Genomic DNA, 14,819 nt, shown 5'->3' on the forward strand with positions numbered 1-14,819 from the left:
CACCCTTCCCCGAACTCTCGGATCCTTGCCGTCCCCCGGGGGTTGTTCGGCGGTTGTTTGTTCGCCCGTGCAGCCCCGACGCCGAACAACGGATCGCCGCTACACCTGGGTCGACCGCTCACCGCACCGCGTCAGGAAGGAGCCCCCGGGTGGACCGACACCGCACCGTCGCCGCGGCGGCCGCCGCCACCGCCACGGCAGCGGCCCTGGCGGCCGTACTGGTCCTGGACGGCTGCCGGTCGTCCGCGCAGGGGCCGGCCCGCGAGCCGAGCGCCGCCGAGTCCCGCACGCTGGCCCGGGCCGAACAGATCCTGATCAGCCGGTGCATGGCCGCGCGGGGCTTCCCGTACGCGGTCACGGAGGGCCCGGACGAGGGGGCGCGTTCCTTCCCGTACGCGGTGGACGACGTCGCGTGGGCCCGGGGGCACGGCTACGGCGGCGCGGAGGAGCGGGCGGCGGCCCGGGCCCGTGAGGACGATCCCAACCTGCGGTGGTTCCGGCAACTGTCGGCGCCCGGGCGCGCGGCCGCCCGTACCGCGTTGATGGGCGCCGCTCCCGTGGGGCTGTCGGTGGAGGCGCCGACCGGGATGACGGTCACCGCCTCCGCGGACGGCTGCATCGCGGACGCGCAGCGCGGCCTGTACGGCGATCTGGCGACCTGGTTCCGGGTCAAGGTCGTCACGATGAACCTGCGGCCGGTTCGGGAGGCGCGGGTCCGTGAGGACGCCCGGTACGCCGGCGCGGTCGCCGAGTGGGCGGCGTGCATGAAGGCGGCGGGCCGGCCCCACGCCACCCCCGACGAGTCCCGGCAGGCCGCCGCCCGGTACGGCGAGGAGCTGCCGCCGGCCGAGGCGGACGCGGCCGCGGCCGGGCTCGCCGTCGTCGAAGCGACCTGTGCGACCGGCACCCCGCTGGCCCGGGTCTCCCAGTCCCTGGACCGCGCCTACGGCGAGGAGCTCCGTACCCGGCACCGGGCGGAGCTCACGCTCAGGTGGCGGCTCCAGAACGAGGCGCTGCCGAAGGCGCGGCGCCTCACGCGATCCGAGCACGACACCACCACCGAGACCTCTGGAGGGTCCCATGCGTAAGTACCGCATCCTGTTCCTGGCCGGCGCGATCACCGCCGCGCTGCTGGCCGTTCCCGCCGCGCTGACCACGGCGGGTGCCGCTCCGGCCGATGCCTCCGGCCTGGCCGCGGACGGCACCTACTGGGCCTGGGAGCACACCAACCGCGGCGGGGCCGCGTGCGGCTGGGCCAGCAACGACGCCGACTGGCGGACGTGCGGCGCCAGCGGGACCTTCGACATGAACGACAAGGCGTCGTCGTGGTGGAACAACGGCTACGCCGGGTCCTACGGGGACGTGCGCGTCTACGAGCACGTCAACTACGGCGGGGCCTCCACCTGCGCGCCCAACGGCTCGGCCGGCAACGTCCCGTGGGAATGGAACGACCGGATCTCCTCCCACAAGTGGGTCACCAACTGCGGCTACTGACGGCCGCCCCCGGGAGCCCGCAGGGCGTACCGGACCTGCCCTCCGGCGGTTCCGGTGCGCTCGAAGCCGGCCCGTTCGACCACGCCGTGGGAGGGGGCGTTGTCCTCGTCGACCCTGGCGTGCAGGACGACGGCCGGATCGGGCTGCCCGAAGGCCCATGTGGTCAGGCCGTTCAGCGCGTCGGTGGCGAAGCCGTTGCCCCGGGCCGACGGGACGAGGTCGTAGCCGACCTCGGCGTTCCCGTCGGCGTCCGGGGCGCCGTGGAAGCCCATGCCGCCGATCGCGCGGCGGTCCTGCGTGCGGACGACGGCATACGGGCCCCACCCCGGTCGGTAGGTGCCCTCCCGGTACGCCGCGGCGGTCATCCCGGCGGCGAACCGGGTTCCCTGGCCGGGGCCGTCCTCGGGCCAGGCGAAGCCGCCGCTGCCGCCGGCCTGGAGGTCTTCGGCGACGCCCGGGGTGATCTCGCAGAGCACGACGCGGTCGCCGGCCGGGACGGGGTCGGCGTACCAGCGCCAGGCGCCGAGGCGGGGCAGCCCGGGCAGGGCGGTCCGGCCGGTCGCCCACAGCAGGGTCGGCCAGGGGGCGGCGGCGTCGCGAGGGGTGTGGGGGAAGAGCCGGTCCAGGGCGAAGTCGCAGAGCTCCGGGTCGGGGTCGAAGTCGTGTATGCCGAGGGCGTCGAGGACGTCGTGGGTGTGCACCAGGGCTTCGACGACGCCCATCGCGGCGAAGCCGTCCGCGTCGGCCGTGCCGTACGGGTGCCAGGCGCGGTCGTCGGGACCGGCTGCGGCCACGGCGGCCGCCAGCCGGGCGCCGGAGGCCGCCATGGCCCCGGCCAGTTCGGCGGGCGGGGCCTCGGGGGCCGTGTACCGCTCGACCTCCAGTGGGCCTTGCGCGCGGGCCGTGAGCCGGGCGGCGTACACGGTGAAGTCGTTGACGATGTGGACGGCCGTGTCGTGGCAGCTCCATTCCAGACCGGCCGCGGGCAGGGTCCAGTCGTGGTGGGCCGCGTCGTGGAGCGCCTGCGTGATGAGGGAAACGGCTCGTTCGATGGCGTGGGCGCCGGTGATCTTCATGGGCGGAACCCTAGGATGCGGCAGGTGCCCGGGCCAGCGGATATCGGGCGTACCGGGGCCGTGCGTCCGGAACCCGACGGCAGCGCGGCGGAGAGGCGGAATTGATGACCGGTCTGCGCGAGGTCCTGGCGCCCTTCGTGGAGGGCGGTGCCCTGCCCGGCGCGGTGGCGTTGGTGGACCGCGCCGGCGAGGTGGAGGTCGCCGCCGTCGGGTCGGCCGATGCGGAGGGAACCGTCCCGATGGTCCGGGACTCGATCTTCCGGATCGCCTCGCTGACCAAGCCCGTCACGGCCGCCGCGGTGATGATGCTGGCCGAGGAGGGCCGGTGCTCGCTGGACGACCCGGTCGCGCCGTGGCTGCCGGAGCTGGCCTCGCCCGTCGTCGTGCGGACGCCGGCGGGCCCGGTCGAGGACGTGGTTCCGGCGGCCCGCGCGGTCACCGTGTTCGACCTGCTCACCTTCCGCGCCGGGATCGGCTTCCCCGGCGACCTCTCCTTGCCCGCCGTCGCGCCGTTGCTCAGCGAGCTGCGTCAGGGGCCGCCGCGGCCGCAGGAGGTGCCGGCGCCGGACGCGTGGATGCGGGCCCTGTCGCGGATCCCGCTGCTGCACCAGCCGGGTGAGGCCTGGCTGTACGACACCTGCTCGGACATCCTCGGCGTGCTGGTGACCAGGGTGTCGGGGCGGTCCCTGCCCGAGTTCCTGGAGGAGCGGGTGTTCGATCCGCTCGGTATGACCGACACCGGCTTCGAGGTGCCGGCGGCCGACCTGGGCCGCTTCACCACCCTGTACCGGGCGGCCGGCGACGGGCTGGAGCTGGTCGACGCGCCGCACGGGCAGTGGAGCAGCGCCCCGGCGTTCCCGTCGGGCGGGGGCGGTCTCGTCTCCACCGTCGACGACGTGGCCGCGTTCTGCCGGATGCTGCTCGCCGGGGGCGCGCTCGACGGCGGGCGGGGCCGGATCCTGACGGACGGGTCGGTGCAGCGGATGACCACCGACTGGCTGACCCCCGATCAGCGGGCGGGCGCCGAGCTGTTCCTGGAGGGCCAGGGGTGGGGGTTCGGGGGCTCCGTGGACGTGGTGCCGCGGGATCCGTGGAACGTGGTCGGGCGGTACGGCTGGATCGGCGGCACCGGGACGGCGGCCCACATCACGCCGTCGACGGACACCGTCGCCGTACTGCTGACCCAGGTGGAGCTGAGCGGCCCGGCCGCCCCCGAGGTGATGCGCGCGTTCTGGACGTACGCCGCCCGGTCGGGCCGGGCGGCGTAGCCCGCGCGTCGTGCGGCGGGTGCTCAGAGGCGGACCTTCCAGTCGGCCGTGGCGCGCAGGGTGCGGGCCGTCTGCGGGTCGCGGACGGCGGGGGTGCGGTCCTCGACGGTGACGGACAGCCTGTGGGTGCGCAGGTCGAGCAGCCACAGCTCCGCCACGGCGACCTCGGTCCGGCCGGCGAGGCGCTTCAGCTCCCGTCCGTCGAGGTGCCAGCGGACGTCGAGCTGCCGCCCGTCGGCGCCGGCGAGCCGGGGTACGGACACCTTCGCGGTGTGGGGCAGCCGCAGGGTGCGGGTGGTCGGGGTGAGGGGGGTGAGGGGCCGGGCGTGCTGGTAGAAGCCGCCGATCATCGCCTCGGTGCCGGGCAGGTTGAAGGGCTTGCCGAGGGTCCGCATGAGCGAGCTGTCGGTGGGCCGGTGCAAGCCGGTGACGTAGTAGCCGCCGCCCTCGTAGGTGCCGACGGTGCCGCCGTCGGGTGACGGCTCGCCGAGCCACCGGTACCACTTGGCCCGCTCGGCGGCCATCCGGTCGGCGGTCAGCGTGGAACTGTTGGAGTCGCCGGGCTCGGGGCCCTCGTACCGCTCGTAGCCGGGGGTGTCGGGGTAGAAGTATTCGTCGGCGAGCTTGCCCAGGGAGTGGCCGGTCTCGTGGATGGCGACCTGCCCGGACTTGGCGTTGCCCGCGGAGGCGGTGGAGATGCCCTCGTAGCCGAGGGTGTCGCTGCGCTCGTTGTAGCCGGCGCCGCCGTACTTGGCGCTGTTGGCGAGGACGAGGACCAGGTCGGCGTCGGGTGCCTTCGCCACGTACGCGTCCACCTTCGGCTGGTCGATGCACAGCAGCCGTTCGATGTCCTCGCACCAGAAGTACGAGCCGAGGGCGGTGTCGCGGACGGTGGCGGGGGTGGGGTCGCCGGTGACGCCGGTGTCGTGGGAGACGGCGTCGACGGTCCACACGTTGAAGAGGTTGCGGTAGGTGGCGTACGGCTCGACGGCGGTGATCTCGGCCCATTTGGCACGGGCGTCGGCGTGGAAGCGGTCCAACTCGGCGGTGGTGTAGCCGTCGCCCACGACGACGATGTCGAGGCGGTCCGCGGTGGGTCCGCCGTCGACGATCTTGGTGACCCGGCCGTCGGCGGCCCGGCCGGCATCGGAGAGTCGGGCGCCCTCCTTGGCGCGGCCGGCGGCGGACACCCGGACGTGGCCGGATCCCGCGACGGTGCCGTCCTCCGGCCCCGGCACCTCCACCCGGGGACCGGCCCCGGCCGCGGCGGACGCGGCGGGAGAGGAGGTGGACGCGGGCGGGTGCGGCAGTGCGGACGCGGGCGAGGACGGCGGCGCGGGTGCGGGCGCGGCGGTCGCTCCGACCGGGCCCGCGGCCAGCAGCAGCGCGGTCGCCCCGGCCGCGGCGACGGCGGCTCGCAGGGCCGTGCGGACGGCTCGGTCCATGAAGTCCTCCCCGGGGAAAGGCGGTTAAGCAGGCGGGTAAGTGCAGTGAAGCAGCTGCTTAACCTAGGGAGGGTCCGGGGCATGTGCAATGGCCTGCGACCCCTGAATACTGGGGAGTTGGAACCAGCAGGGGGTCTTCATGGACGAACCGGCCGAGATCGGTCGCAGGGTTGCCCGGATGCGCGCCGAACGCGGTCTGACGCAGCGGGCATTGGCGGAACCTTCGTACACCGCCGCCTACGTCTCGACGCTGGAGGCGGGCAGGGTCAGGCCCTCCGAGGCGGCGCTGCGCTTCCTCGCCGAGCGGCTCGGGACCTCTTACGAGGAGCTCACCACCGGCCGCCCCGCCCATCTGGCCACCGAGCTGCGGCTCGCCCTCACCGACGCGCAGCGGACGCTGGCGACCGGCGAGGCCGCGGAGGCCGCGGCCCGCTACCGGCAGCTGTTGGCGGACGCCGAGCGGCTCGGCCTCGCGGCCGAGCGGGCCGAGGCGCTGCTCGGGCTGGGCGACTGCGCCCTGGAGTCGGGTGAACTGGTCGCCGCGATCGAGCACTTCGAAGGCGTCGAGCGGCTGTTGGCCGCCGAGCCGCTGCCCCGGCGGGCCCGCGCGGTCCGCGGGCGGGCCGTCGCCCACCTGCTCGCCGGGGAGCTGCGCTACGCCTGCTACCTGCTGGAGTCGGCGATCGACGAGCTCGACGCGAGCGGGCTGGCCGATCCCGAGGCGCTGGTGCTGTTGTACGCGGCGGTGATCGGCCCGTACATCGACATGGGCGCCCACGCGCGGGCGGCCCGGGCCGCGGAGATCGCCCTCGCCCTGGCCCCGCGGGTCGACGACCCGGCCCTGGTGGCGGGGATGCACCGGCAGGTGGCGCGGACTTTCCTGGCGGCCGGGCGCGCCGCCGACGCCGACGCCTCCCTCGCCAAGGCGCAGGCTGTCTACCGGCAGTTGCGGCTGCGGACGGACCTGGCGCACTGCCACTGGATGCGGGGCTACGTGCAGGCGCAGAACGGCGACCTCGTGGCGGCGGAGGCCGAGTTGCGCACGGCACGGGACATGCTGGCGGCCCGGCGGGCGGCCCTCTACACGGCGCAGGTGGAGGTCGAGCTGGCGGACGTGCTGCGCCGACTGGGCCGCGGCGAGGAGGCGGCCGAACTGCTCGCGGGCCTACTGGAACTGGGCGACAGCCACGGGGCGGTGCACGCGGGCGGGGCCCACCGACTGCTCGGCCTGATGGCGGAGGAGCGCGGGGAGACCGAGTGCGCCGAGCAGCACTACGTGCAGGCGCTGGCCCTGCTGGAGCGGAGCGGGGCCAGCGGGGACCTGGCGGACCTGTGCCGGCTGCTGGGCGACCTGCTGCGGCGCACCGGCCGCACCGAGGCGGCGCTGGACGCCTACCGGACCGGTCTGGGGCACCGTGCCGCCCCGGGCACGACGACGCTGGGCCCGGCGCCGGCGGCCCCGCCGGCGGTGCTCGGGGGCGGTCCGGTCGGGCCGGACCGCCCGGTCCGGCAGGAGTGAGCGGTCCGGCAGGAGTGAGCGGGCTGGCAGATCCGGGCGCGCCGGGCGCGGGGTGCGCCCGTTCACCGGGCGCACCCCGGGTGCGTGGGGGCGATCCGGCCCTGGCGCGGGCGCGGGCTCCGGTGCGGGTCAGGTGCCGTCGGGCTGCTCCTGCTCCGCGCTCGTGCGGGCGCGGGCGCCCGAGCGGGTGCGCCCTGCCGTCTGGGCGCGCTGCGGGTGGCGGCGCACGTACTCGTGTTCCAGCTCGTTCATCCGCTGCGTGTGGGTCACCAGCGCGTCGTCCGACCCGTGCAGCAGGGTCTCGTGGCGCGTGCGGTGGATGGCTTCCAGCTCCTTGAGCAGCCTGCCTTCCTCCAGCTTCCGCGCCGACGGACCGCCGTCGTGCTCAGCCATGGCCGCTACACCTCCTGCTCTGCGTCGCCGACGGACCCGGTGCCTCCATCATCCCCTCCGCGGGCCCTTTCGGCCCGGCCGCGGCCGGGGGTGCGCCCTCGCCGCGGCCATCGAGTAGACACTGTCTACCTTGATCGGGTAGACAGGGGCCATGGACCAGGAGAGACCGCTTCGGGAACGGCTGATCGACGTGGGCGTCGACCCCCTGCTGACCGGGGGCAGCGCCGCCGTCGGGCCGCGCACCTCGACGCCGCCCCTGTTCGAACGGCTCGTCGACGCGACCCTCGACGCCCCCCTCGGCCGGGCCGCCTCATGAGGCAGCGGACCGCGCTGGTGGTCAGCGTCGCGGGCGCGATGCTCGTCGCCCTCGACGGAACGGTGCTCAGCGTGGCGCAGCCGGCCCTGCGCCGCGACCTCGGGGCGAGCGTGGCGCAGGTGCAGTGGACCAGCACCGCCTACCTGCTCGCCGTGGCCGCGTTCCTCGTCAGCGCCGGCCGCCTCGGCGACCGGTACGGGCACGCCCGGCTGCTGATGCTCGGCGTCCTGGGTTTCGCCGCGGCCTCGGCGGGCATCGCGGTGGCCCCCGGGGCCGGCTGGGTGATCGCCCTGCGGGCCGTACAGGGTGTGTTCGGGGCCCTGCTCCAGCCGGCGACGCTCGCCCTGCTGCGGCTGGCGTACCCGGCCGAGCGGCTCGCCGGGCCGGTGGCCGTGCGTACCGGGGCGATCGGCGTGGCCGCGGCGGCCGGCCCGCTGCTCGGGGGGCTGCTGGTCGCGCACGCGGGGTGGCGGTCGGTGTTCTGGCTGAACGTGCCGGTGGCCTTGGCGATCGCCGTCCTGGTGCTCGCCGTCCGGGCACCGGCACCGGACCGGACTACTCCCGGCGGGCCGCAGCCGGTGGGCGCGGCCCTGCTCGCCGCCGCCCTCGCGGTCCTCGTGCACGCGCTGGCCGGCGTACCCGGGCACGGATGGCTGTCCGCGCCGACACTGATGGGACTGGGCGGTGCCGCGGGGATCGCCGCCTGGTTCGTGCGCCGTGAACGGCGTGCCACGGAGCCGCTGGTTCCGCCCGCCGTGGCGCGGTCCGTGCCGGTCGCCGCGTCGCTGGGACTCCTGCTGTGCGTCTCCGCCGGCATGTTCGGGGCCCTGTTCACGGCCACCTTCCTGCTCCAGGAGCGGCGGGGGCTGGACCCGCTGGCCACCGGCCTGCTGGTACTGCCGCTCACCGCGTGCATGGCCGCCGGTGCGCCGGCGGCCGGGATACTGCTACGGCGGTGGGGACCGCGCCGGACCGCGCTCGGGGGTACGGCCCTCGTCGCCGCCGGAATCGCCGGGCTCTGCGCCTGGTCCGGGCCGGCGGTCACGGCGGCGTTCGCGGTGCTGGGCGCGGGCTTCGCCACCGTCATGGTGACCGCCACCGGGACCGTGGTCGGGGACGCTCCGCCCGGGTGTGCGGGGGTCGTCGGGGGGCTCAAGCAGACCGCGATGAACGTGGGGCCCGCGTTCGGGACCGCCGTCGCCGCGGGTGCCGGGGCCTCGCCGGCGGCGCTCCTCGTCCTGGCTGCCCTCGCTGGGGTCGGGCTGTTGCCGGCGTCACTCCTGCCTCGCGGCGCGCGCCCGGCAGCTGCGGGCGACGTCGTCGGCGAAGACCCGGGCCAGCGGGGAGAGGGCGGACCAACGGCGTACCGCCCAGCCGACCGGGAGGGGCGGCAGGTCGGGGACCGGGACGAGTCGCAGCGGGCCGCCGGATCCGGGTACCCGCCAGCCGGGCAGCGCGGGCACGACGGCGTGGCCCAGCCCTAGTTCGGCCAGCAACAGGGCGGTGTCCCAGTCGGCCACCCCGGTGTCGGAGCGGATGGCGATGCCCGCTTCGGCGAGGGCGGCGTCGAGGTGGGCACGGGAGGTCGAGTTCTCCGGGAGCCGGATGTGGCGGATGCCGGCCAGGTCGGCGGTGTCGATGCGGGGCCGGGAGGCGAGGGGGTCGTCGGCGCCGACCGCGAGGACCCAGGGCAGTTCCATGACGGGGCGCTGCTCGATGCCGCGCACCGGCTTGCCGATGGTGATCCAGGCGAGGTCCAGGTCCTCGGCTGCGAGGGCGTCGAAGCAGCTGCGACTGGAGTTCTCGGTCTGGAACTCCAGGCTGACGCTCGGGTAGCGGCGGCGGAATCCGACGACCGCCTCGGACATGAAGTGGCGGACGGTCGTCGCCCCCGTCGTGATGCGGACCGATCCGGTGTCCCCGCGGACGAGGTCCTCCAGACGGCGCAGCGCCCCGTCGAGGCCGGCGATGCCGTCGGCGGCGGCCGCCTGGAGGATCCGTCCGGCCACGGTGGGGACCACGCCGCGGGCGTGGCGGGCCAGCAGGCCGGTTCCGATCTGCTTCTCCAGGCGGCGGACGTGCTGGCTGACGGCGGACTGGGTGCAGCCGAGGTCGCGGGCAACGGCGCTGAGACTGCCGGCCCGGCAGACGGCGACGAAGACGCGCAGGTCGTCGAGGGTCATGGATCCAAGCTAGTGCTTGGGGGTTGATAGGGATTCAGAGGATTGACTTGGGTGTACGGCTGGACGACGATCTTTGCGGGTCCCAGGGCGGCAACCCGTCCCCGCCCGCGCCGCCGGTCCGGACGCGGGGAAGGGCGGTGACGGGTGCCGACCCCTCACGAGAACCGGAGTCGAGCCATGACCACCCCGGCAGCACCGGAGCCCGTCGAACGGCCGGGGAGCCGCACCGCCGGCGCACTCGCGCTGCTGCGCGGGCTGGGCGCCGAGCGCATCCCGCATCCCGGCGGGACGCTCCTCGCCCACCTCGTGCGCGTGGAGGCACTGCTCGCCTCCTGGGGTGCGCGGCCCGAGCTGCGGCTCGCCGGCCTCTGCCACGCGGCCTACGGCACCGACGGCTTCGCCACCGCCCTGCTGCCGGTGGGCCGCCGGGCCGACCTGGCCGCGGTCATCGGGGACGGGGCCGAGGCGATCGCCTACCTGTACGCCGGCTGCGACCGCTCGGCCTCGTACCCGCTGCTCACCGCCGGTACGGCGGCCTTCCGGGACCGGTTCACGGGCCGCGTCCACTCCCCGGACCCGGGGGTGCGGCGGGACTTCGCCGAGCTGACGGCCGCGAACGAGCTGGACCTGGCCCGCACCGACCCCGCGTTCCGGTCGGCGTACGGCCCGGACCTGCGCGAGCTGTTCGACCGTTGGCGGGGGCTGCTGAGCGGCCCGGCACTGCGGGAGTGCCGGGCCGTACTCGCGGACGCCTGACGCCCGGACCGGACAGGGCCGGGCCGGGCCGTGGGGCCGGGCAGTCGGGCCGTGCGGCCCGGGTCAGGGCGCGGACGGCCGGGCGGGGACGGCCGGCACCGGGTCTGCGGCCGGGACGGTGGTACCGGTGGCGGTGACGGTGAACGGCCCGGACTTCGTACCGGACTTCACCCACAGCACGCCACCACGGTCGGCCGGGTCGAAGTACCAGCCGGTCGCAGCCGCGTCGTAGGCGGCCTTGGAGGTCAGGCGCGTGAGGACGGCGCCGTCGGAGGTGACCCGGCCGGGCGCGGAGGCCACGTGGAGGGTGAACTCGTAGCCGCGGGCGGCGGGCTTGCCCGCGTAGTCGCCGACGGAGGCGCCCACGGAGACGGTGACCGTGCCCGGTCCGGCGGCCGGGGCGGTGACCTCGACCTGCTGGCGGGCGTACGCGCCGGACTGGTGGGCCCGGGTGAGGCCGTCGTCCTCGTACAGGCTGAACGAGGAGGCTCCGCGCGGGTGGATGTCGTAGGTGAGGGTGGAGACGGGCTTCTCCCCGGTGTGGTTCATCTGCGGCCACATCGGGACGATCGCGCCGCCCTTGACGAACAGCGGCAGGGTGTCGAGGGGCGCCCGGTAGCCGTCGAGCCGCCCCGGCCCGGCGTACGTCTTCCCCGTCCAGTAGTCCGTCCACGTCCCGGCGGGCAGGTGGATGCCGTCGCGGACGGCGGTGTCGGAGACGACCGGCGCGACGAGGAAGGAGTCACCGGCCATGAACTGGCCGCTGGTGAGGTTGCCCCGGGCCACCGGGTCGTCGGGGTATTCGAGGACCATGGCGCGGGTCGTGGGCACGCCGGTCTCGTGGGCGGTGCGGCTCATCGTGTACAGGTACGGCATCAGGCGCATCTTCAACTGGAGGTACTTCCGGTTGATGGACCGGTAGGGCTCGTCGAAACGCCAGGGCTGCTTGTCCTGGTAACCGGGGGACGGGTTGGTGGCGCCCCAACCGGACATGGTCATGAAGACCGGGGTGAAGGCCTTCCACTGGAGGTCGCGGGTGTAAGTCCGCGGGCTGCCGCCGAAGATGCCGTCGACGTCGCCGGCGACGTAGTTGAGCCCGGAGAGGCCGGCTCCGGCGATGGCGGGGACGTGCCAGCGCATGTCGTCCCAGGTGCCGTACGTGTCGCCGGTCCACACGACGGCGTTGCGCTGGGTGCCGGCCCAGCCGTCGACCGTCCAGACGAACCGGCGGGCGTCGGAATTCTTCTCGATGCCGTCGACGGCCTGCTGCACGCCCCGGAACGCGTACGCGTAGCCGCTGCCGATCCAGGCCACGTCGGTCTTCACGGCCCGGGAGCCGGCGGAGCCGACCTCCCGGGCGATGTCCGCGAGCCCGGTGGAGGTCCACAGACCGGTCCTGAAACCCCTGGCCCGCAGGGCGTCGACGGTCTGCTCCAGGGGGGCGGTGTAGCCGCAGCCGTAACCGTCGTTGGGCAGGAACCAGCCCGAGGGCATGTCGGCGGCCCGGGCGTCGTCCGCGTACCCGACGACGTCGGGGGTGGTCTGGTGGCGCGGCCGACGGTGGTCGCCCTGGTAGTCGGGGTTGGAGGCGTTGAAGCAGTCGGCGTTGCCGAGTTCCAGGCCCCACAGCGGGGCCAGGAAGGGCTTGCCGCTGACGTCGGTGTAGCCGTCGAGCACGGCCTTGGGGGAGTCGCCGGTGAAGTACCAGGCGTCGAACCGCTTCTCGTCGTGGGTGAGGGCGGTGGGGGCGCCGAACCCGTACGAGCCGGGGGCCCAGGTGTTGCGCATGGCGCCGTAGCCGTTGGTGGACATGTAGAAGGGAGCGGGACTGGCGTTGCCGTTCTCGCGCCACTTGTTGTCGACGGCGACCGGGACGGTCTTGTCGCGCAGCGCCCACTCCCCGAGCCGCAGGCCGGTGCCGTAGAACTGCTCGTCCGTGCCGCGGGTCAGGTACTGGGTGGTGCGGTTGGCGGTCCATGTGGTGGGCCGGCTCTCCGCCCAGACGAGGCTGGTGTTGTCGGCCCGGTAGACGGAGAAGGTGAGGGGCGACTTGTGGACGCGGATGTTCAGGGAGCCGGTGGTGATCCGGTAGTGGGAGCCCGCGTCGGTCCAGCCGGCGCTGACGGGGCCGAAGTCGGTGGTGACGGCCAGGTCGGAGCCGGCCGGGTCGTGGGTGAAGGTGCCGTCGGGCGAGAGCCAGAGCCGGAAGACGTCGGCGCGGGCGATGACCACGCGGGCCTTGGCTCCGCTGGACGTGGTGACGGTGAAGGTGTTCCCCGACCGGGAGAATCCGGTGACGTCCCCCGCCGTGGCCGGGACCGCGGCCGCAGCGGCGGAGGCGGTGAGGCTCAGCGGCCCGGCGGCGGAGAGCCCCGCCATGGCCAGGCCCCCCGCGGCCAGTGCGGCCAGGAGGCCGTGCCGCCGCCCGCGCGGGCTCGTACGGATGCCGAACAGTGTCATGGGCAGCTCCTCGTGCGGTCCGTGTCACGGACACACCGCTTTGGCATGCGCCTGGCAACATAGCGAGCCGCGGAGATCAGTTGGAGAAAGCTGCTCGAACTGGCCGATAAACAAGCAGCTTCGCGCATACTCGGCCACGGGTCCCCCGATCCGTCCGCCGCCACCTGCCCGTGGGAACGGTGCGCGCCTCCCGCGGATCGACCGCCCCGGGCCGGCCGGGGCCCTGGCGCCAGGAGGTTCCCGGACCGGCTCCGGGCCGGGCCCACGGGCGGACCGTGCCGGCTCCCGGCCGGTCAGCGTGCGTGCCCCCGGGCGGCCACCACCAGGCCGGATTCGTAGGCCGTGATCACGGCCTGCGCCCGGTCGCGGACGCCGAGCTTGGTGAAGAGGCCCGTGATGTGGTTCTTCACCGTCGAGACGCTGAGGTCCAGCTCCCGGGCGATCCCCGCGTTGTCCAGGCCGGCGGCGATCAGCCGCCATATCTCCCGCTCGCGCGGGGTGAGTCCGGCGGGTTCCACGGCCGCTGCCGGGCCGCACGGCGGTTGGGGGGTGCGGACGTACGCCGCGATGAGCCGGGTCAGCAGCCGCGGCGCCACGGCCGCCTCCCCGGCGTGCACGGTGCGCACGGCGGCGGTCAGCTCCTCCGGGGAGACGTCCTTGGGGAGGAAGCCGTGGGCGCCGGCGCGCAGGGCGGCGACGACGTACTCGTCCATGTCGAAGGTGCTCAGGGCCAGTACCCGGGTCCCGGGGAGGGCGCGGGCGAGTTCCCCGGTGGCGCCGACCCCGTCGAGGACCGGCATCCGGATGTCCATGACGACCACGTCGGGCCGCAGCCGCCGCGCGAGGGCGACGGCCTCGGCGCCGTCGCCCGCCTCGCCCACGACCTCGACGTCCGGGACCGGGGCCAGGATCAGGGCCAAGCCGCGCCGGACCAGCGGCTGGTCATCGGCGATCAACACGCGGATCACTGGTGCGGCACCTCCTCCCCTCCCCCGGCGCGCTCTCCTCCCCCGGCGCGCGCCCGGTCCCCCGCCGCACCGGCGGGGATGCGGGCCGCCACCCGGAAGCCGCCTCCGTCGACGGCTCCCACCGCCAGGGTTCCGCCCTGGAGGGCGACGCGTTCGCGCATGCCGATCAGACCGTACCCGGACCCCGGCGCCGGAGCGTGCGCCGACTCCGCCCGGTCGTTGCGGACCTCGACGCGCACCTCGGTCGGGCGGTAGGTCAGTCGTACGTGGGTCCGCGCCCGCCCGGCGTGCCGGCGGGCATTGGTCAGGGCCTCCTGGACGATGCGGTACACCGTCAGGCCCACGCTCGGCGGCAGGGCGCGTACCGGCCCGTCCACGGTGAAATCGGTCTCCGTCCCGGCGAGTCGGGACTCCGTGACGAGCCGGGCGAGGTCGTCGGCCCCGGGCTGGGGCCCCGGTGGCGTCCCCTCCCGCTCCGGCTCGTCCCCGGCCCGCAGTACGTCGAGCAGCTGCCGCATCTCGCGCAGTGCGATGCGGCCGGAGTCCTCCAGCGTGATCAGGGCCTCGCGGGCCGCGCCGGGGTCGTGGGCCAGGTTGGCGCGGGCGCCTCCGGCCATCAGCTGCATGGTCGTGATGTGGTGGGCGACGATGTCGTGCAGCTCGCGGGCGATCCGGCGGCGTTCCTCGGCGACGGCTCGGTCGGCGAGGAGGGTGCGGTGGACCTCGGCCTCCCTGGCCCGACGGCGCACCGCCGCACCCGCGCCGGCGCACAGGAGTGCGGCGACCGTGTTGCCGAGCAGGCCCCACAGCCAGGATTCCGGGGCGCTGCCGTCGCCGGAGTGGCCGAGCAGGGACAGCGGTACGGTCGCGGCGGCCCCCCCCACCCCCACCCGCCCCCCGTTTAACCCGGCCACCCAGTAGAGGGCGACCGCGATGGCGGC

13 protein-coding genes and 1 pseudogene are annotated in these 14,819 nt (G+C 75.1%); 7 read left to right on the plus strand and 7 right to left on the minus strand.

The features are described from left to right. The first annotated feature begins 149 nt into the window (after positions 1-149). Positions 150-1,088, plus strand: a complete 939-nt coding sequence (locus ACFV7Q_RS13375; RefSeq protein WP_385427784.1) for a hypothetical protein — start codon at positions 150-152, stop codon at positions 1,086-1,088. Next, entirely contained in the window at positions 1,081-1,494 is a 414-nt protein-coding gene (locus tag ACFV7Q_RS13380; RefSeq protein ID WP_385427787.1) for a peptidase inhibitor family I36 protein, read from the plus strand. Before ACFV7Q_RS13375 ends, ACFV7Q_RS13380 begins: the two co-directional genes overlap by 8 nt. Here ACFV7Q_RS13380 and ACFV7Q_RS13385 read toward each other — a convergent pair. Further along, the gene (locus ACFV7Q_RS13385; RefSeq protein WP_385427790.1) at positions 1,488-2,570 is read right to left on the minus strand and encodes a GNAT family N-acetyltransferase; all 1,083 of its coding nucleotides are present in this window, start codon (positions 2,568-2,570) and stop codon (positions 1,488-1,490) included. The genes ACFV7Q_RS13380 and ACFV7Q_RS13385 overlap by 7 nt on opposite strands. Before the next feature lie 104 nt (positions 2,571-2,674). Here ACFV7Q_RS13385 and ACFV7Q_RS13390 point away from each other — a divergent pair, with 104 nt between their 5' ends. Continuing rightward, positions 2,675-3,838: a serine hydrolase domain-containing protein gene (locus ACFV7Q_RS13390; RefSeq protein ID WP_385427793.1), complete on the plus strand. Its 1,164-nt coding sequence runs from the start codon at positions 2,675-2,677 to the stop codon at positions 3,836-3,838. 23 nt (positions 3,839-3,861) lie between these two features. Here ACFV7Q_RS13390 and ACFV7Q_RS13395 read toward each other — a convergent pair whose 3' ends face one another. Beyond that, positions 3,862-5,283, minus strand: coding sequence for a M64 family metallopeptidase (locus ACFV7Q_RS13395; protein ID WP_385427796.1), 1,422 nt, complete (start codon positions 5,281-5,283; stop codon positions 3,862-3,864). Positions 5,284-5,422: 139 nt separating this feature from the next. On the opposite strand from ACFV7Q_RS13395, the gene ACFV7Q_RS13400 reads away from it, so the two are divergent. Continuing rightward, the gene (locus tag ACFV7Q_RS13400; protein WP_385427799.1) at positions 5,423-6,802 is read left to right on the plus strand and encodes a helix-turn-helix domain-containing protein; all 1,380 of its coding nucleotides are present in this window, start codon (positions 5,423-5,425) and stop codon (positions 6,800-6,802) included. Between the two features lie 129 nt (positions 6,803-6,931). Here ACFV7Q_RS13400 and ACFV7Q_RS13405 read toward each other — a convergent pair whose 3' ends face one another. Next, entirely contained in the window at positions 6,932-7,195 is a 264-nt protein-coding gene (locus ACFV7Q_RS13405; RefSeq protein WP_385427802.1) for a DUF6158 family protein, read from the minus strand. 151 nt (positions 7,196-7,346) lie between these two features. Between ACFV7Q_RS13405 and ACFV7Q_RS13410 the strand changes: the two genes are divergently transcribed. Continuing rightward, positions 7,347-7,511, plus strand: coding sequence for a hypothetical protein (locus ACFV7Q_RS13410; protein ID WP_385427805.1), 165 nt, complete (start codon positions 7,347-7,349; stop codon positions 7,509-7,511). Next, a pseudogene (locus ACFV7Q_RS13415) lies at positions 7,508-8,824 on the plus strand (MFS transporter); the annotation flags it as partial. The gene ACFV7Q_RS13410 and the pseudogene ACFV7Q_RS13415, both read left to right, overlap by 4 nt. Here ACFV7Q_RS13415 and ACFV7Q_RS13420 read toward each other — a convergent pair. Then, entirely contained in the window at positions 8,786-9,694 is a 909-nt protein-coding gene (locus ACFV7Q_RS13420) for a LysR family transcriptional regulator (protein ID WP_385427808.1), read from the minus strand. The pseudogene ACFV7Q_RS13415 and the gene ACFV7Q_RS13420 sit on opposite strands and share 39 nt — an antisense overlap. A 177-nt stretch (positions 9,695-9,871) precedes the next feature. Here ACFV7Q_RS13420 and ACFV7Q_RS13425 point away from each other — a divergent pair, with 177 nt between their 5' ends. Continuing rightward, a complete protein-coding gene (locus tag ACFV7Q_RS13425) occupies positions 9,872-10,450 on the plus strand; it encodes a DUF6817 domain-containing protein (protein ID WP_385427811.1) in 579 nt (192 codons plus the stop codon). A gap of 63 nt (positions 10,451-10,513) precedes the next feature. Here the strand turns inward: ACFV7Q_RS13425 and ACFV7Q_RS13430 are convergent, their stop codons facing one another. From ACFV7Q_RS13430 to ACFV7Q_RS13440, 3 genes are all read right to left on the minus strand, one after another. Further along, a complete protein-coding gene (locus ACFV7Q_RS13430) occupies positions 10,514-12,910 on the minus strand; it encodes a TIM-barrel domain-containing protein (RefSeq protein WP_385427814.1) in 2,397 nt (798 codons plus the stop codon). A 293-nt stretch (positions 12,911-13,203) separates the two neighbouring features. Continuing rightward, the gene (locus tag ACFV7Q_RS13435) at positions 13,204-13,878 is read right to left on the minus strand and encodes a response regulator (RefSeq protein ID WP_385427817.1); all 675 of its coding nucleotides are present in this window, start codon (positions 13,876-13,878) and stop codon (positions 13,204-13,206) included. Then, the gene (locus ACFV7Q_RS13440) at positions 13,875-14,768 is read right to left on the minus strand and encodes a sensor histidine kinase (protein WP_385427820.1); all 894 of its coding nucleotides are present in this window, start codon (positions 14,766-14,768) and stop codon (positions 13,875-13,877) included. The genes ACFV7Q_RS13435 and ACFV7Q_RS13440 overlap by 4 nt, the downstream gene beginning before the upstream one ends. Between the last annotated feature and the right edge of the window lie 51 nt (positions 14,769-14,819).

Origin of the sequence: Streptomyces sp. NPDC059851 (assembly GCF_042732005.1) — a bacterium.
Classification (GTDB): domain Bacteria; phylum Actinomycetota; class Actinomycetes; order Streptomycetales; family Streptomycetaceae; genus Streptomyces.